We start from the raw sequence: 15,815 nt of genomic DNA, 5'->3' as shown, positions 1-15,815 counted from the left end.
ATTGCCCACTCCCCTGCCCTCACCCTGCCCCTCGCCCAGCACACGGCCCGGCGCCTCGATGCCCGCGGCGCTGCTCTGCGACATGGACGGGACCCTCGTCGACACGGAACGTGACTGGCTGGCATCCCTGGCCCAGCTGCTGGCCGAGCACGGTGCGGCCTGCGACGAGGCCGCCCTGGCACCCTTCGCCGGGCTGCCGCTGGACAGTGCGGCCGAGCTGGTCGCCCGCCGGTCGGGACTGGCCGCCGAGACGGCACTGGCCCGGCTGGACGCGTCCTTCACGGCCCGGGTACGCGCTGGGGTGACGGTGCAGCCCGGGGCATCGGCGCTGCTCGACAGCGCGCGGCGGCTGGAGATCCCTGTAGCACTCGTCACGGCATCCGAGCGGCCCGTCGCCGATCTGGTGCTGGCCACGCTGGGCCCGCACCGCTTCACCTGCTCGGTCGCGCACGGCGAGACCCCGCGCGGCAAGCCGCACCCGGACCCGTATCTGGCCGCCGCGCGCCTCCTGGGCGCCCCCGCGACCGCGTGCCTGGCCCTGGAGGACACCCCCACCGGCACGGCCTCGGCGCGTGCCGCGGGCTGCCGGGTGATCGCCGTACCCACCGTGGACGGCATCGAGGAGGCCCCGGAGACCCTTGTGCTGCCCTCTCTCCGGGAGGTGGACCTGAGGGCGCTCCCGCTCTCCTTCGCGGGTTCCGACGCGTAGGACGAAGCGTAGGACGAAGCGCAGGACAGCACATGCCGCGGACAGCGCACGCCGCGCACGAAAAAGGGCGGCCCCCCACCTGGGGGGCCGCCCTTTCTTCAGAATTTCAGAGCTTCAGGTCTCCTGGGCTTACTTGCCCTTCGCCGCTTCCTTGAGCTTGGAGCCCGCCGAAACCTTGACGCTGTACCCGGCCGGGATCTGGATCGGGTCGCCGGTCTGCGGGTTGCGCGCGGTGCGCGCCGCCCGGTGGGTGCGCTCGAAGGTGAGGAAGCCGGGGATGGTGACCTTCTCGTCGCCCTTGGCGACGATCTCGCCGACGGTCTCGGCGAACGCCGACAGGATCGCGTCGGCGTCCTTACGGGTCACCTCGGCACGCTCGGACAGAGCGGCCACCAGCTCACTGCGGTTCATAATTCGTACTCCCGTGTTCTTCTTGCCGATGAGGCGTGAGATCGAAGCCGATGCTGCCAGGGCCCTCCGACAGTCCCCGGACCCGGGTCCGCCTTCGGGCCCGCGCGCCCCGTGGGGGTATCCCCCGGACAAGGTCCGTGTCGGGGTCTCCCCCCTCGGACGAAGTCCTTGAGGATGCATCCTGCCCCTACCTGCGGCGGGAAAGCCAATCCGGCGTCATCCGGCGTCCTCGCGTCCCCGCAACACTAGAGGGCCCGCCCGAGTGAACCCCCACCCGACGCGCCGACGCTGCCCTGCGCAGCCCTCACGTGCGGGAGGGCTCGCGGGTGGCTTCGCCCTCGGCGACGGCCGCGCTGCGGACGGCACCGGCGACGGCACCCGAAACCTTCTCGTTGAAGACGCTGGGAATGATGTAGTTCGGGTTCAACTCGTCCTCGCCGACCACATCGGCGAGGGCCCGCGCAGCGGCCAGCATCATCGTGTCGTCGACGGTCCGCGACTGCGCGTCCAGGAGCCCGCGGAAGACGCCGGGGAAGACCAGCACGTTGTTGATCTGGTTCGGGAAGTCGGACCGCCCGGTGGCCACGACGGCCGCTGTCTCGCGGGCCGCGGCCGGGTCCACCTCGGGGTCGGGGTTGGCGAGCGCGAACACGATGGCACCGTCCGCCATCTTCGCGATGTCGGCCCCGTCCAGCACGTTGGGTGCGGAGACGCCGATGAAGACGTCGGCGCCGACCACGATCTCCTTGAGCGTGCCGGTGTGCCCCTCGGGGTTGGTGTTGTCGGCGACCCACCGCATCGGCGAGCCCTCCTCCGCGTCCGCGAGGTCCTTGCGGCCCGCGTGTACGACGCCGTGGATGTCGGCGACGACGGCGTGCTTGACGCCCGCCTCCAGCAGCAGCTTCAGGATGGCCGTACCGGCGGCACCGGCGCCGGACATCACGACGCGGACGTCCTCGATCCGCTTGTCCACCACCCGCAGCGCGTTGTAGAGCGCGGAGAGCACGACGATGGCGGTTCCGTGCTGGTCGTCGTGGAAGACGGGGATGTCGACGGCCTCCCGCAGCCGGGCCTCGATCTCGAAGCAGCGGGGCGCGGAGATGTCCTCCAGGTTGATGCCGGCGAAGCCGGGCGCCAGCGCCTTGACGACCTGCACGATCTCGTCGGTGTCCTGGGTGTCCAGGCAGATCGGCCAGGCGTCGATCCCGGCGAAGCGCTTGAAGAGGGCCGCCTTGCCCTCCATGACCGGCAGCGCGGCCTGCGGGCCGATGTTGCCCAGGCCCAGCACGGCGGAGCCGTCGGTGACGACGGCGACGCTGTTGCGCTTGATCGTCAGACGGCGCGCGTCCTCGGGGTGTTCGGCGATCTGCGTACAGACGCGGGCCACACCGGGGGTGTAGATCATCGAGAGATCGTCGCGGTTGCGAATGGGGTGTTTGGCGGACATCTCGATCTTGCCGCCGAGGTGCATCAGGAAGGTTCGGTCCGAGACCTTGCCGATGGTGACGCCCTCGATGGTGCGCAGCTGGTCGACGATCTCGTCGGCGTGCGCTGTGGAGCTGGCCGCGATCGTCACGTCGATCCGCAGCCGTTCGTGGCCCGACGCCGTCACGTCGAGGCCCGTGACCGAGCCGCCGGACGACTCGACGACGGTGGTGAGCTGACTGACCGCCGTCCCGCCCGCGGGGACCTCCAGACGGACCGTCATCGAGTAGGAGACGCTTGGCGCCATTGCCGAATTCCCTCAGCTTTCCCTTGTCACGTTGTTCGCGTGCGCACGCGTGGCCGCAGTTCTTACGGCCTACAACGCGTCACGTCAACAGATCGTCCCACCTACCCCCCGGTACGTGGTAACGCGTCCCTTGTTTCGGAAATCGTATTCCACTATCCGAGATGATGTCACCCGCAAGAGGCCCGCTTCTCCGCCACTTCCTCGTAAGAAAAACGGCTTCAATTCCCCTGAAACAGCATGAAACCGACTTAAGATCGGCCCGCACACTGCCTCTGCATCACAGGAGACCAGCAACATGGCTCAGGGCACGGTCAAGTGGTTCAACGCCGAGAAGGGCTACGGCTTCATCGCACAGGAAGGCGGCGGGCCGGACGTCTTCGTGCACTACAGCTCGATCGACAGTGAGGGATACCGCAGCCTGGAGGACGCACAGCGCGTCGAGTTCGAGATCACCCAGGGCCGCAAGGGCCCGCAGGCCGACGGTGTCCGAGTGGTCGGCTGACCACCCGGACACACACGGAAAGAGGGCTCCCGCCGGACCGGCGGGAGCCCTCTTTCTCACGTATGAGAACTCCGTATGAGCGACACCGACCCGCCAGCTCGCCTCGCGGCAAGTGGGCGCTCGAAGCGCCGATGGTTGGGCCCGGGGGCATGGATCGGGCCGGTGCCACACCCAGGCTAACAAACCACCCGCACCCGTGATTCCCCTACGGAGGAGGCCGCTGAGCGCTCAGTCCCGCAGCAGGTCAGGGACCCCATCCGGGTCCGGGAGGTCCGCCGCGGCACTCAGCACCAGCAGCCGCTGCGTCGCCCTCGTGAGGGCCACGTACAGCACGCGCAGCCCCGCGGGCGACTCGTCCGCGATCGCCGCGGGCGAGACGACGAGCGCCGCGTCGTACTCCAGCCCCTTCGCCTCCAGGCTCCCCAGCGCGACGACCCGCTCCCCCAGTCCCGCCAGCCACTGCCGCACCTCCTGCCGGCGCCGCATCGCGACCACGACACCCACCGTGCCCTCGACCTCCGCAAGGAGTTGCGCGGCGGCCTGACGCACCGAGGCCCCCAGGTCGTCGCCCACGACGGTGAAGGAGGGTTCGATGCCGGTGGAGCGTACGGCGCGGGGCGGGGCGACGCCGGGCATGGCCAGCGCGAGCACCCGGTCGGCGAGGACGGCGAGCTCGGCGGGGTTGCGGTAGTTGACGGTCAGTTCGAAGCGGCGTCGGGGCCGCTTGCCCAGCGCCTCGTCGCGCGCCGCAGCGGCTTCGTCGGGGTCGGTCCAGGAGGACTGGGCCGGGTCGCCGACGACGGTCCAGGTGGCGTGCCGGCCGCGGCGGCCGACCATGCGCCACTGCATGGGCGTGAGGTCCTGCGCCTCGTCGACGATGACGTGCGCATACTCCGTACGTTCCGGTGCCTGGCGCTCGCGGCGTCCTGCGCCCTCCCGGTCGGCGGCGGTGGTCAGCTCCTCCAGCCCGGTGAGCTGCTCCAGCGGATCGAGCTCCCGCTTCTTGGGGCGTGCGGGGGTGCCCAGCAGGGTGCGCAGCTCGTCCAGGAGCGCGATGTCGTGCGCCGACAGCGGGCCGTCGCCCTGCGGGGAGAGGCGCGCGGCGAGGGCGCGCGCCAGCGTGCGTACTTCGCCGGGCCGCAACACGCGCCGCGACCAGCGGGCCAGCCGCCCCTCGTCCGTCATGGCGCCCAGCACCTCCCGCGGGCTGAGCTCCGGCCACCAGGCGTCGAGGAAGGCGAGGAAATCGTCCTCGGTCGCGATGTCCTCGTCGAAGCCCTGCCGCGCCTCGGCGGCCAGTTCGGGGTCCTCGTACCGGCGGCGCGCCCCGGACTTCTCCCACAGCGCGTCCAGCAGCAGTTTCCGCGCGCGGGGGCGCATCAGGTTGACCGGCGCCGTGCCGCCGAGGACCTGCTGGCGTACGGCGGCCAGCTCGTCCGCGTCCAGTTCGACGCGCCGGCCGAAGGCGACCACCCGCAGCAGCCGGGGCACCGGCGAACGCAGTCCCAGGTCGAGCGCTCCGCGGGCTGCCTTGCGCAGCACCTTCAGCATCCGCGCCGAGCCCTTGACGCGGGCGACGTTCTGCTCGTCGTACGTCGTCGCCTGGGCACCCGTCGTCTCCTCGGCCAGCGCGCCGAGCGCCCGGATGGCCACTTGCCCCTCCTCTCCCAGCGACGGAAGTACTCCTTCCGTGTACGAGACGAGCAGCGGGGTCGGCGAGACGATCAGGATGCCGCCCGCGTAGCGGCGCCGGTCCTGGTAGAGGAGATAGGCGGCACGGTGCAGCGCGACGGCCGTCTTGCCGGTGCCGGGACCGCCCTCGACCTCGGTGACGGAGGCGGCGGGAGCGCGGATGACCTCGTCCTGTTCGGCCTGGATGGAGGAGACGATGTCCCGCATGGTGTGGCTGCGGGCCTGGCCGAGCGCGGCCATCAGCGCCCCGTCGCCGACCACGGCCAGCTCTTCGGCGTCCAGCCGGGCCTTCAGCTCGGGGCGCAGCAGATCGTCCTCGACGCTGAGCACCCTGCGCCCCTTGCTGCGGATGACGCGGCGGCGTACGACACGGCCGGGGGCCACCGGGGTGGAGCGGTAGAAGGGCGCGGCGGCCGGGGCGCGCCAGTCGATGACCAGCGGCGCGTAGTCGGCGTCCAGCACGCCGAGCCGCCCGATGTGCAGGGTCTCGGCGATATCGGCGCGCTGCTCGCCGTTCTCCTCGCGGACGGCGCCGTCCGCCGGTTCCACGGAGGTGTACGCACCGTCGGGGCCGCGCTCGCCGGTCTTGCCCTCCAGCAGATCAATCCGGCCGAAGAGGAAGTCCTCGAACTCGCTGTTGAGCCGATTGAGATGAATCCCCGCCCGGAACACCTGCGCGTCCCGCTCGGCAAACGCCCCCGGGGTTCCCACCTGCGCGCGCTTGGAGGCGTCATCCATGAGGAACTCGGCCTCGTGGATCTTCTCCTCCAGCCTCCGGTACACCCGTGCCAGGTGCTGTTGCTCCGCGTCGATCTCGCGGTCACGGATGGTCTCTGGCTCCGCTCTGTGCTGCGCGTTCAACGCGGCGGCCCCCTTCTGCGTTCCCTAGGGCAGCCGTCAACCGTACGCGATTCCGCTTCGCGGAGCGCTGTGAACCGGGGCTGCGGGCATTCGGTCCAGGTGGCTCTCGAGCAGCTCGGCGGCGCGGGGGGCGCCGCCGGCGGTGTGGATGGTTTCGCGCATGGTGTACAGGGCGGCTCGGACGGCGGGGTCCGAGGTGATGTGGGTGACGGCCGCCAGGAGCGCGGCAGGGGTGAGCGTGTCGCGGTCCAGCCGGGTGCCCAGGCCCAGCTCCTCGACGCGGTCGGCGTTGAGGGACTGCTCCGGAGTGTGCGGGAGGGTGACCAGGCCGACGCCGCAGTGGAGGGACTCCAGCACGGAGTTCATCCCCCCATGGGAGACGAAAGCGGAGGCTTCCCGCAGCACCGCCGGCTGCGGGAAACTCCGCCGCACCTCGACGGTGGGCGGCAGCACGCCCAGCTCCGCGGGGTCCGTCCCGCCCACCGTCATCGCCACCTGCCAAGGGCTGTCGGCGAAGGCGTCGACGCAGCAGCGGTAGAAGTCGGGGCTCCCCGTCGCGACGGACCCCAGCGAGATGTAGACCAGCGGCGTCTCCGGATCGCGCGGCTCCCACAGCTCGGCCCGCTGCCGCGCGCCCAGCGAGGGGCCGACGAAGTGGTGCCGGGCGTCGAAGCTGTCACCGTACGGCTGGAAGGCGCGGGGCACGAACACAAGGTTGAGCTCGGTCGCGGGTTCGGTCAGCGGGTCGACGCGGTCGGCGGGCACGCCGTACGTACGGGAGAACTGCGCGCGGTCGGCGGCGAGGGCTTCCATCGCCGGGTGCTCGGCCCCCAGTACCCCCGCCAGGTGCTCGTCCAGGGAGAACTTCTCGTTCGAGGCGAAGTGCGGGACGAGCCGTACGGCCGGGAGGCCCAGATCTTCGGCCACCACGCGCGCCGGCCAGTTGGTCGTGTCGTAGCAGACCGCGTCCGGCGGCTCGGCCGCGCACCGGTCGCGCAGTACGGGATACGTCTTCGCCATCGCGGCGAAGTAGTGCCGCAGCCACGCGGCCATGATCCCGGGGCCGATGGAGCGCGGCGGCGTGAACGGCTCCAGCGCTGGCAGCTCCAGCCACTGCGCCCCCGCCCCGGTGACCGCGTCGGCGTGCTCGGCGCCGGTCGCGTACTCCACCCGGTGCCCACGCCGCACCAGCTCCTCCACCAGCGGCAACGTCGGATTGACGTGACCGCTCCCGGCCAGCGCGACGAACAGCAGACGCTTCGGCTTCGACGAGTTCGGCATGGCGGGTGACCGTACGCCAGCAGGCGGCAGGACTTCCAGCAAGAATCGGCGGCATGTTCGAGGTACTCCCCGGCGTCGGCCTGCGGCTGCCCGACCGCGCGGGCACCCTGCGGTTCGGCATGGACGAACACCCCGCCCAGTGGGCCGTCGCCTCACTCGCCAACGTGCGCGAGGGCTGGGTCTGCGGGGCAGGCTGGTCCTTCGGCGCGCGGTACGAGGGGGTGGCCCTGGAGGTGCACGGCAACACCTGGGACCGCTACGGCCGGTACCCGGAGGGCGCCGGGCTCGCCGCCGTCACCCTGACCGCCGAGTGCCGCCCTCCGGCGCAGCCCGTCGTGCTGGGCGACCTCGACCTGTTCGGCTACCCCGCCGCCGAGGTCCTGGCCGCACTCCCCAGCCCCCTCCCGCCCGGTGTCCGCCTCCGTACGGCCCCCGACGGGGCCTTCCTCTCCGCCGTCCGCCTGGACGTCGCCGAGCGCGGCTCGCCCCTGCCGGAGTGAGCCACGACGGTCCTACGCGGAGACTGCGGGGCACCCTTCCCCCATGGTGCGCAGCAGCCGCGTCTTGGGTCAGCACTCCATGGAACGGGTGTCGTCGGGCCTGCCGGTGCGGGGGTCGAGCTGCACCATGTGCTGACGGCCGCCCGCATCCGTGAGGACCAGACGCGTCGGGGAGGTCCAGGTAATCCTCTTCAGTTCGCGGCTCTCGTCGTCGCCGCTGAAACAGTCAGCCTTCCACTCCCGGGCGCCGAGCCCGGTGCCATGAATGACCGTGACCTTGAAAAGTGGGTCGATCGCCGACGACCCGCGCCACGCCACCGCCCGCCGGTCGACTCCGTCCGGTGCCCGGACCGTCTCGCCTTCCGCCCAGCCGTCACCGTCCCAGCCCAGGAGAGCACTGAGCGCGAAACAGCCCAGCAAGGCGAGCCCACCGAAGATCACGACCGGTATCCGCAGGAGGAGCCGAAGCGGGCGCAGCATCGCCCCGGCAATGAGCAGTACGGCTGCTGCGGCGACGTGGGGGACGGGGCCGTCGAAGACCCTGCGCAGGACGAAGAGATGTGTGGTCTCCGCGAAATGACTGCCCAGCGGGTATCCGAGCAGCAGAACCAGAGCCGCCAGCAGCATCGCCAGTGCCACCGCGCGGCGATGACGCTGCCACCAGCGCCGCGCGGCGTTCGCCGTCCCAGTCATGTCGTCCCCCGTTCTCGACCAGACCGTGCAGCGTACCGGCCTGCCTCAACTGGCACAGCACCCGGCGAATTCCGCCCACACCACCTTTCCGGGGTTCCTCTCCCCCACCCCCCATTTATCCGCCAGCATTTCGACGAGCAGCAGCCCCCGGCCGCATTCCGCGTCGTCGTCAGGCCGGTCGAGGCGCGGGTTTCCCTCCCCGCTGTCGTGCACCTCAATTCGCAACAGCCCGTCATTCTCTAGCCAAAGCATGACCCGAAATCCCCGGCCGGGCGGCACCCCGTGCAACAGCGCGTTTGTCGCCATCTCGCTGACGCACAGCAGCACATCGTCGCAGCGTGCCGCCGCCTCCCAATCGCCGAGCGCCGCCCCGACGAACGCCCGTACGCGCGGAATGGAGCGCCGCTCCCGACGGTAGAAATGCTCCCGGAAATGGGGGAGATGAGTTTCACGGTTCATACGAGGAGCGTCGTGTTCTCTGGTTACGCTCAACACCGGTTCCACTCGTACAGATTCGTTGTACGGGTTCAGTACCGGTCAACCCCGGGCCGGTTGGGGGAGGGACACGGTTATGCCACCCAAGAAGCGTACGAAGAACGCGTCTGCCCTGAGGATGGTCGGGCAGATCCTTGCCAACTACCGCCGTGCGGCGGGCTACACCCAGCAGTCCCTTGCTGTTGAGGTGTGCGTGGACGAAGACACCATCGCCTCCATCGAGCAGGGCCGCCGCGTCCTGAAGAGCGACCTCGCCGAGCAGCTGGACGAGCTGCTGGAGACGAAGGGTGCACTGGCGGTCGCCGTCAAAAACCTGCCGGAAATGGACAAGTACCCGCTGTGGGCGGAGGAGTTCATCGACCGGGAACAAGAGGCCATCGTCATCTCTTGGTTCGAGAACCAGGTGATTCCCGGCCTTTTGCAGACTGACCGCTATGCCAGGGCCGTCTTCACCTCCCGTGTGCCGCGGTTTCATGAAGACGAGATCGCGCAGAAGGTGGCTGGTCGAATGGAGCGGCAGGGCGTCCTTCTCCAGCGGAAAGTCCCGCCCACAAGCAGCTTCATCCTGTCCGAAGGGCTGGTACGTACCCGGCTCGGGGGCCACGAGGTCTGGCGCGAGCAACTGCGCCATGTACGCCAGTGCGCGAGCATCCCGGGGATCGCCGTCCAGATCATGCCCTTCGACCGACCGACCCACGGGAGCCTCACCGGCCCGTTCGTCCTGCTGGAGACCCCCGACCACGAGCATCTGGCGTACGTGGAAACGCCGCTCGGAAGTCAGCTGGTTTCCGACGCTGATCAGGTCAGCATCCTGGCACAGAAATATGCAATGCTGCGAACGCAGGCCCTCACGCCGGAAGAGACACGGGACCTGCTGGACAGCCTCCTGGGAGAGTCATGATCAGCACAAAGAACGCCACCGGGGCCGCAGACCTGGCGTGGTTCAAGTCCAGCTACAGCGGCGAAGAGGGCGGCGCCTGCCTCGAAGTCGCCTACGACTGGCACAAGTCCAGCTACAGCAGTGAGCAGGGCGGCGCCTGCCTCGAAGTCGCCACCTGCACCGACGCCCAAGCCATCCACGTCCGCGACTCCAAGGTGCCCACCGGCCCCGCCCTCACCCTCTCCCCCGCCGCCTGGGCGTCGTTCACGGCGTATGCCGCGAGCCGCCGACCCTGACCCGGTATAGGGACCCGCCTCCGCGAGCGCCGCGTACGCCGGTGGGCGGCGCACCATCACCCAAACCGCTTCCCGCGCCCTTCGTCACCGTAGTACCAACCAGCCAGAGGCCATTCCGTAGCGAACTGCGGCACTGCGCGCCAGATGACTGGGGTATGCATCTCCCCCCGGATGAAGCCGGGGGGATCCGACGCAAAGAGGTCTTCGATGACGAACGCACAGTCCACACCTGGCACTGACCACCTGGCGTGGTTCAAGTCCAGCTACAGCAGCAGCGAAGGCGACGCCTGCCTCGAAGTCGCCACCTGTCCCGAGGCCCAAATCCACATCCGCGACTCCAAGAACCCCACCGGCCCCACCCTCACGCTTTCCCCTACCGCCTGGGCGTCGTTCACGGCATATGCCGCGGAGCGACGCTGAGGCGCAGGCGGGCCGCGAGGCGTGGCGCCGTATAGACGGGCGGCTGGCGCGCTTCGGGCCGGGCTGACGGGCGGGGCGACGGCTTCACGCTGGACCATGACAAGCCGTTCCCCAGCCCGCGCCCTCCCGCCGCACCGCCTGGCCCCGGCACAGAACGGGATACCCGCGCTGAGGCCGACAGCGCCGGTCCGTCAGCCGCGGGGGGCGGGAGAGGATGACTGACAGAGCTGTCAGAAGTAGATGTCCGGGGTGACGCTGCTGGCCCCGTACCAGCCAAAGGCGTTGCCCCGCAGGTGAGCCCCATGCTGCCGTTCACCTTGCGGTTCGTGTTGTTCTCGAACTTCACGAAGACCTTGAATTCGCCGGCCTTGGCGATGCAACGGCTCACCTTCGTGCCCTTGCACTTCCAGTCGAGCGCCTGCGCACCCGGCGCAGACAGACCGTCAAACTCACGCGCTATTAGTCGAGTTGGGCTCCCGAGCACTGGTACTCGATCGCGGATACCCTGCGGCGCATGCTGACAGGAAGCGCGGAAACCGACGCCCAACTGGCCGTGAGAGCAGCGCAATCGGGTGCGGCGGTGGCCCGCGAGATGTACGGGGGGTCGTTGGCGCGGTTCGAGAAATCCGCGGGTGACTTCGCGACGGCCGCGGACCTCGCGGCGGAGGAGGCCATTCTCGGTGTCCTCCGCACCGCTCGTCCCGAGGATGCCGTGACGGCCGAGGAGAGCGGACACACCGGCGCGGACGACGCGGAACGCAGATGGCTGGTCGACCCGTTGTGCGGCACGCTGAACTACGCCGCCCACACCGGTCCGGTCGCGGTGAACGTGGCCTTACGGGTGGGGCCCGACATCACGGCAGCCGCGGCAGCCGATCCGTTCACCGGCGAGGTGTTCTGGACCGACGGCGAACGCGCGCGCCTCCGCAACGGCGGCGTGGAGGAGGAACTGGCGCCCTCGCCCGACTTGCGGCTGGTGGACCTCAACGTCGATCCGCCGTACCCCAACTCACCCGGCTTCCAGGCGGCCGGCCTCCTCACAGCGCCGGGATTCGCCGAGCACTTCAGGCCGCGCGTCGTCTCCACCAGCCTGGCGGTGGCCTGGGTGGCCGCCGGCCGAAGAGCGGCCTACGTCACCGACGGCGACCTGCGCGACAACGTGCATTTCGCCGCCGGGATCGCCTTGTGTGCTGCCGCCGGGTGCGTGCTGACCGGCATCCACGGCCAGCCGCTGTTCAGCGGCGCAGATGGCCTGATCGTGGCAGCTGACCAGCAGACCCACGCCGCGCTGCTGGCGGCGGTCAGGGAGTGAGAACCCGACCCGGCGATAATCCGATGCGGCCGATGGTCCGTACGCGCCATCCTCGTCCCATATGAACGAGAACTCGTCCCCTATGAACGAGAAGCGGAACGTCCGCGTTTCCAAGTACCTGGCGCGCCATCTGCGCCATGACCCCGCCCGCATCGGGCTCAACCTCGACGCGCAGGGCTGGGCCCGCGTCGACAAGTTGCTGACAGCCGCCCGGGAGCACGGGTTCCCCCTCACGCGGGCCGAGCTCGAAGAGGTGGTGGCCACCAACGACAAGCAGCGCTACGCCCTCTCCGCCGACGGCACCCGTATCCGGGCGAACCAAGGGCACACCGTCGACGTCGAGTTGGAGCTCCCGGCGCTGGCGCCGCCGCCGGTGCTCTTCCACGGCACCGTGCCCCGCGTCCTCGCCGCGATCCGCGCTGAGGGGCTACGCCCCATGGCTCGGCACGCCGTCCATCTCTCACCGGATCGCGATACGGCGACCCGGGTGGGAGCCCGCCGGGGGCGTGCCGTCGTGCTGACGGTCGCCGCGGCGCACATGCACGAGCAGGGATATGTGTTCCACCGGAGCGAGAACGGCGTGTGGCTCACCGCTGCGGTGCCGCCTCGCTATCTCAGCTTCCCCGGCTGAGGATCGTTGAGGGCGTGATCCCGCCAGCTCTCGGGCGGCGGCCTTGCTGGACTCGGACGCATGGAAACAGTGCGCACACCAGTACGACGATCGCAGCTGGCGGTGGTGTCCGTGACGGCAGGGCTGTTCTCCCTCGTCACGACGGAGATCCTGCCCATCGGGCTGCTCACCTCGATCGGCGCGGACTTCACCGTCTCGGACGGGATGGCCGGGCTGATGATGACGATGCCCGGCTTTCTGGCGGCGGTCTCCGCGCCGCTGGTGACGGCGGCGACGGCGCGGGTGGACCGGCGGCGGATGCTGGGTGCGTTCATGCTGCTGCTGGCGCTGGCGAACTTCGTCGCCGCCACGGCTGACGGCTACGGCTGGATTCTCGTCTCGCGCGCTGCGGTGGGGGTCACGATCGGGGGGTTCTGGTCGATCGCGGCGGGGCTGGCTCCGCGGCTGGTCGCGGCGCCGGCGGTGGGGCGGGCGACGTCGGTGATCTTCGCGGCGGTGCCGCTCGGCTCGGTGCTCGGGGTGCCGCTGGGCACGTTCGTGGGGGACGTTGCGGGGTGGCGGACGGCGTTCGCCGCGATGGGGGTGCTGTCGCTGGCGGTCTTCGCGGCACTGTGGACGGTGCTGCCGCCGCTCCCGCCCGAGCAGGCCACGCGGCTGCGTACGCTCGGCCGGCAACTCGGCCGGAGCGATACGCGGTTCGCGCTGCTCGTCACGTTCCTGATCGTGCTGGCGCACTTCGGCACGTACACCTACGTCACACCGTTCCTGGAGCAGGTCACTCAGGCGGGTCCCGGGCTGATCACCGTGGCGCTGTTGACGTACGGAGCCGCGGGGATGCTCGGCAACTTCCTGGGCGGCCCGGCCGCCGCCCGTCGGCCGTACGGGACGTTCGCGGCAGCAGCGGCGGTGATCGCCGCCGCGACGCTGCTGCTGCCGGTGCTCGGCCGGGGGCACCTCCCTGCTCCGGAGCTTGCCGGAGGAGCTTGGGGCACACAGGTGGGCGCATTCGTGCTGCTGGTGGCGTGGGGAGTCGGCTACGGTGCCGTGCCGGTCTGCTCCCAGACCCTGTTCGCCAAGGCCGCGCCGGGGGCCGTCGAGGCGTCCTCGACACTGTTCACCGCCTCGTTCCAGGCCACCATCTCGACGGGCGCATTGGCGGGCGGCGCACTGCTGGACCGTTCGTCGCCGTCGGTGGTACTGGCAGTGGGCGGCGCGGTGGCGCTGCTGGTGGTGCCGGTCGTCGGGTGGCGGGCGAGGGAGACAGGGCGCCGCAAGGGGTGATCCTGCCGCCGGGCCCGCGCCCCCCGGCCGGTGATTCTTCGTCGGCTACCTGGCCCACGGCGCGATACCCGGGGCCGCAGCCGGGTTACCCGTCCGTGCATGGCAGGCATCGAACTCACCAGCACGGCGTTCACCGACCACGCGATCATCCCGCGCCGCTACACACGCGACGGCGACGACACCTCCCCTCCCCTCCAGTGGTCCGGCGTACCGAACGGCACCGCCGAGTTGCTGCTGCTCTGCGAGGATCCGGACGCGCCGTCCGGCACCTTCGTGCACTGGCTGGTCACCGGCATCGACCCGGACGTACGGTCGGTGGAACCCGGCGAGACACCCCAGGGCGGCGCCCCCCTCACCAACGGCTTCGGCGGGACCGGCTGGGGCGGCCCGCAGCCGCCCGCGGGGGACGAGGCCCACCGCTACTTCTTCCGGCTCTACGCCCTGCCCGACTCCGTACAGGTCCCCGACAATGCCTCCGCCGAGGACGTGCACCGCGCGGTTGACGGTGCGGCACTGGCGAGCGGCAACATCGTCGGCCTCTACCAGCGCTGAGGGGGCGGCAGGGTCAGCCCGGGGATGTGAGGCTGTCCCAGGCCGCCACGGAAGCGTCCACGACGGCGAGCAGTTCGCTGCGCGGGACGCCGTCCTTCGCCTGGACGGAGAGGCCGAACAGAACGGTCGCGTAGAAGGCACCGAGCGTGCTGCTGTCGGTGCCGCGCGGGACATCGCCCTCCGCGATCCCGCGGTCCACGCGCTCGCGGAACATGTGCTCCGTCCCCCGGCGGTCCTCGGCGAGCAGGGCGCGGACGCCCTCGTTCTCCGGGGTGCAGTTGGTGGCGGCGAGAACGATCATGCAGCCGCGCGGCTTGTCGGGGTCGGTGTAGGCGATCACATTGCTGCGCAGCGCGTCATGCACCCCCTCGCGGGCCGTGGGCGCCTCGGACAGTGCGACGCGGCTGATCGTGCCGTCGGTCCGCTCGTACAGCTCCACCGCCTCGCGGAAGAGGCCCTCCTTCGAGCCGAAGGCGGCGTACAGGCTCGGCGGTCTGATGCCCATGGCCTCGGTGAGTTCGGCCATCGTGGTCGCCTCGTATCCGTGCTCCCAGAAGACGCGCATCGCCTGTTCGAGCGCGGCGTCCCGGTCGAAGGCCCGTGGCCGTCCGCGTGTCGCCATCACCGGCCCCTTCCTGTGCGCGGATAGAAGTTTATTTAGCGCTCGCTACCGAAAGTCCTTGACTGCCGAGGATACCCCTGCGTTAATTATTGAGCGCTCGCTACAGAAATGGCGGGCGGCTCCGCATGCGACACGAAAGAGGACAGCCATGACGTCGACATCGACACTCCCGCTCAGCGGCAAGGCAGCGCTGGTCACCGGCGGGAGCAGGGGGATAGGCGCGGCCGTCGCCAGGAGGCTCGCGGCGGACGGCGCAGACGTCGCGCTGACGTACGTCAGCGCGGAGGGCCGGGCCAAGGAGGTCGCCGAGGACATCCGCGCCACCGGCCGCCGCGCGCTGATCGTCCAGGCGGACAGCGCGTCGGCCACCGACCCCGTGGAGGCCGTGCACCGTACGGCGCGTGAGTTCGGCCGCTTCGACATCCTCGTCAACAACGCCGGCATCTTCCCCAACGGCCCGCTGGAGGACGTCACGGTGGCGGAGATCGACCGCACCCTGGCGATCCATGTGCGCGCCGCGCTGCTCGGTGCACAGGCGGCGGCCGGGCACATGACGGAGGGCGGACGGATCGTCACCATCGGCAGCAACCTCGCCGACCGCGTTCCGGGCCCCGGCGTCACGCTCTACGCCGCATCCAAGTCCGCACTCAGCGGCCTCACTCGGGGGCTGGCCCGCGACCTGGGCGCCCGTGGCATCACCGCCAACCTCGTCCAGCCCGGCTCGACGGACACCGAGATGAACCCCGCCGACAGCGGCGCACGGGCCGACGCCCAGCGCTCGCTGACCGCCCTCGGCCGCTACGGCACCCCCGAGGGCATCGCCGCCCTGGTCGCCCACCTGGTCGGCCCGGACAGCTCCGGCACCACCGGCTCCACCTTCACCGTGGACGCGGGCACCAACGCCTGACGGCTGCCCAAACCCCGCAGGGGGGTCGCGCCCCGTCA

At 70.5% G+C, this 15,815-nt stretch carries 18 protein-coding genes; 11 read left to right on the top strand and 7 right to left on the bottom strand.

Annotated elements, in window-relative coordinates; genetic code table 11:
* Positions 1-58 precede the first annotated feature (58 nt).
* A complete protein-coding gene (locus ACTWP9_RS11765; RefSeq protein ID WP_443246233.1) occupies positions 59-709 on the top strand; it encodes an HAD family hydrolase in 651 nt (216 codons plus the stop codon).
* Positions 710-838: 129 nt separating this feature from the next.
* Here ACTWP9_RS11765 and ACTWP9_RS11760 read toward each other — a convergent pair whose 3' ends face one another.
* The gene (locus ACTWP9_RS11760; protein ID WP_443246014.1) at positions 839-1,120 is read right to left on the bottom strand and encodes an HU family DNA-binding protein; all 282 of its coding nucleotides are present in this window, start codon (positions 1,118-1,120) and stop codon (positions 839-841) included.
* Positions 1,121-1,424: 304 nt separating this feature from the next.
* Positions 1,425-2,852, bottom strand: coding sequence for an NAD-dependent malic enzyme (locus ACTWP9_RS11755; RefSeq protein ID WP_443246013.1), 1,428 nt, complete (start codon positions 2,850-2,852; stop codon positions 1,425-1,427).
* 295 nt (positions 2,853-3,147) lie between these two features.
* Between ACTWP9_RS11755 and ACTWP9_RS11750 the strand changes: the two genes are divergently transcribed.
* Positions 3,148-3,354 (top strand): cold-shock protein, encoded by a 207-nt coding sequence (locus ACTWP9_RS11750; RefSeq protein WP_019354305.1) that lies wholly within the window; start codon positions 3,148-3,150, stop codon positions 3,352-3,354.
* A gap of 228 nt (positions 3,355-3,582) precedes the next feature.
* On the opposite strand, the gene ACTWP9_RS11745 is transcribed toward ACTWP9_RS11750, so the two are convergent.
* Positions 3,583-5,907: a HelD family protein gene (locus tag ACTWP9_RS11745; RefSeq protein ID WP_443246012.1), complete on the bottom strand. Its 2,325-nt coding sequence runs from the start codon at positions 5,905-5,907 to the stop codon at positions 3,583-3,585.
* Positions 5,908-5,943: 36 nt separating this feature from the next.
* Positions 5,944-7,188: a macrolide family glycosyltransferase gene (locus ACTWP9_RS11740; RefSeq protein ID WP_443246011.1), complete on the bottom strand. Its 1,245-nt coding sequence runs from the start codon at positions 7,186-7,188 to the stop codon at positions 5,944-5,946.
* 53 nt (positions 7,189-7,241) lie between these two features.
* On the opposite strand from ACTWP9_RS11740, the gene ACTWP9_RS11735 reads away from it, so the two are divergent.
* Entirely contained in the window at positions 7,242-7,688 is a 447-nt protein-coding gene (locus ACTWP9_RS11735) for a hypothetical protein (protein ID WP_443246010.1), read from the top strand.
* A gap of 69 nt (positions 7,689-7,757) precedes the next feature.
* Here ACTWP9_RS11735 and ACTWP9_RS11730 read toward each other — a convergent pair whose 3' ends face one another.
* On the bottom strand, positions 7,758-8,381 hold the full coding sequence (locus ACTWP9_RS11730; RefSeq protein ID WP_443246009.1) for a hypothetical protein: 624 nt from the start codon (positions 8,379-8,381) through the stop codon (positions 7,758-7,760).
* Between the two features lie 45 nt (positions 8,382-8,426).
* Positions 8,427-8,840: an ATP-binding protein gene (locus tag ACTWP9_RS11725; protein WP_443246008.1), complete on the bottom strand. Its 414-nt coding sequence runs from the start codon at positions 8,838-8,840 to the stop codon at positions 8,427-8,429.
* Positions 8,841-8,994: 154 nt separating this feature from the next.
* Between ACTWP9_RS11725 and ACTWP9_RS11720 the strand changes: the two genes are divergently transcribed.
* From ACTWP9_RS11720 to ACTWP9_RS11690, 7 genes are all read left to right on the top strand, one after another.
* Entirely contained in the window at positions 8,995-9,777 is a 783-nt protein-coding gene (locus tag ACTWP9_RS11720) for a helix-turn-helix domain-containing protein (RefSeq protein WP_443246007.1), read from the top strand.
* Positions 9,774-10,052: a DUF397 domain-containing protein gene (locus ACTWP9_RS11715; RefSeq protein WP_443246006.1), complete on the top strand. Its 279-nt coding sequence runs from the start codon at positions 9,774-9,776 to the stop codon at positions 10,050-10,052. The genes ACTWP9_RS11720 and ACTWP9_RS11715 overlap by 4 nt, the downstream gene beginning before the upstream one ends.
* A 207-nt stretch (positions 10,053-10,259) precedes the next feature.
* Positions 10,260-10,472 carry a DUF397 domain-containing protein gene (locus tag ACTWP9_RS11710; RefSeq protein WP_443246005.1) on the top strand — a complete coding sequence of 71 codons (213 nt, stop codon included), beginning with the start codon at positions 10,260-10,262 and terminating at the stop codon, positions 10,470-10,472.
* A 514-nt stretch (positions 10,473-10,986) separates the two neighbouring features.
* Positions 10,987-11,784, top strand: coding sequence for an inositol monophosphatase family protein (locus ACTWP9_RS11705; RefSeq protein WP_443246004.1), 798 nt, complete (start codon positions 10,987-10,989; stop codon positions 11,782-11,784).
* Positions 11,785-11,866: 82 nt separating this feature from the next.
* The gene (locus tag ACTWP9_RS11700) at positions 11,867-12,415 is read left to right on the top strand and encodes an RNA 2'-phosphotransferase (RefSeq protein WP_443246232.1); all 549 of its coding nucleotides are present in this window, start codon (positions 11,867-11,869) and stop codon (positions 12,413-12,415) included.
* Between the two features lie 60 nt (positions 12,416-12,475).
* Positions 12,476-13,696 carry an MFS transporter gene (locus tag ACTWP9_RS11695; protein ID WP_443246003.1) on the top strand — a complete coding sequence of 407 codons (1,221 nt, stop codon included), beginning with the start codon at positions 12,476-12,478 and terminating at the stop codon, positions 13,694-13,696.
* Positions 13,697-13,795: 99 nt separating this feature from the next.
* Positions 13,796-14,248, top strand: a complete 453-nt coding sequence (locus ACTWP9_RS11690) for a YbhB/YbcL family Raf kinase inhibitor-like protein (protein WP_443246002.1) — start codon at positions 13,796-13,798, stop codon at positions 14,246-14,248.
* A gap of 13 nt (positions 14,249-14,261) precedes the next feature.
* Here ACTWP9_RS11690 and ACTWP9_RS11685 read toward each other — a convergent pair whose 3' ends face one another.
* A complete protein-coding gene (locus ACTWP9_RS11685; RefSeq protein WP_443246001.1) occupies positions 14,262-14,870 on the bottom strand; it encodes a TetR/AcrR family transcriptional regulator in 609 nt (202 codons plus the stop codon).
* A 148-nt stretch (positions 14,871-15,018) separates the two neighbouring features.
* On the opposite strand from ACTWP9_RS11685, the gene ACTWP9_RS11680 reads away from it, so the two are divergent.
* A complete protein-coding gene (locus ACTWP9_RS11680) occupies positions 15,019-15,777 on the top strand; it encodes an SDR family NAD(P)-dependent oxidoreductase (RefSeq protein WP_443246000.1) in 759 nt (252 codons plus the stop codon).
* Positions 15,778-15,815 lie beyond the last annotated feature (38 nt).

Source organism: Streptomyces sp. 3N207 (assembly GCF_052246355.1).
In the GTDB taxonomy this organism is placed as follows: Bacteria; Actinomycetota; Actinomycetes; order Streptomycetales; family Streptomycetaceae; genus Streptomyces.
The sequence above is the reverse complement of the archived record's forward strand: the minus strand, read 5'-3'. Positions and strand labels throughout refer to the sequence as shown.

Bases quoted from the DNA above. Each gene is read 5' to 3' on its own strand.
- ACTWP9_RS11725 (WP_443246008.1), bottom strand. From the start codon at position 8,840: ATGAACCGTGAAACTCATCTCCCCCATTTCCGGGAGCATTTCTACCGT.
- ACTWP9_RS11710 (WP_443246005.1), top strand. From the start codon at position 10,260: ATGACGAACGCACAGTCCACACCTGGCACTGACCACCTGGCGTGGTTC.
- ACTWP9_RS11705 (WP_443246004.1), top strand. From the start codon at position 10,987: ATGCTGACAGGAAGCGCGGAAACCGACGCCCAACTGGCCGTGAGAGCA.
- ACTWP9_RS11700 (WP_443246232.1), top strand. From the start codon at position 11,867: ATGAACGAGAAGCGGAACGTCCGCGTTTCCAAGTACCTGGCGCGCCAT.
- ACTWP9_RS11690 (WP_443246002.1), top strand. From the start codon at position 13,796: ATGGCAGGCATCGAACTCACCAGCACGGCGTTCACCGACCACGCGATC.
- ACTWP9_RS11695 (WP_443246003.1), top strand. From the start codon at position 12,476: ATGGAAACAGTGCGCACACCAGTACGACGATCGCAGCTGGCGGTGGTG.
- ACTWP9_RS11755 (WP_443246013.1), bottom strand. From the start codon at position 2,852: ATGGCGCCAAGCGTCTCCTACTCGATGACGGTCCGTCTGGAGGTCCCC.
- ACTWP9_RS11680 (WP_443246000.1), top strand. From the start codon at position 15,019: ATGACGTCGACATCGACACTCCCGCTCAGCGGCAAGGCAGCGCTGGTC.
- ACTWP9_RS11715 (WP_443246006.1), top strand. From the start codon at position 9,774: ATGATCAGCACAAAGAACGCCACCGGGGCCGCAGACCTGGCGTGGTTC.
- ACTWP9_RS11685 (WP_443246001.1), bottom strand. From the start codon at position 14,870: ATGGCGACACGCGGACGGCCACGGGCCTTCGACCGGGACGCCGCGCTC.
- ACTWP9_RS11735 (WP_443246010.1), top strand. From the start codon at position 7,242: ATGTTCGAGGTACTCCCCGGCGTCGGCCTGCGGCTGCCCGACCGCGCG.
- ACTWP9_RS11720 (WP_443246007.1), top strand. From the start codon at position 8,995: ATGGTCGGGCAGATCCTTGCCAACTACCGCCGTGCGGCGGGCTACACC.
- ACTWP9_RS11750 (WP_019354305.1), top strand. From the start codon at position 3,148: ATGGCTCAGGGCACGGTCAAGTGGTTCAACGCCGAGAAGGGCTACGGC.
- ACTWP9_RS11760 (WP_443246014.1), bottom strand. From the start codon at position 1,120: ATGAACCGCAGTGAGCTGGTGGCCGCTCTGTCCGAGCGTGCCGAGGTG.
- ACTWP9_RS11765 (WP_443246233.1), top strand. From the start codon at position 59: ATGCCCGCGGCGCTGCTCTGCGACATGGACGGGACCCTCGTCGACACG.
- ACTWP9_RS11740 (WP_443246011.1), bottom strand. From the start codon at position 7,188: ATGCCGAACTCGTCGAAGCCGAAGCGTCTGCTGTTCGTCGCGCTGGCC.
- ACTWP9_RS11730 (WP_443246009.1), bottom strand. From the start codon at position 8,381: ATGACTGGGACGGCGAACGCCGCGCGGCGCTGGTGGCAGCGTCATCGC.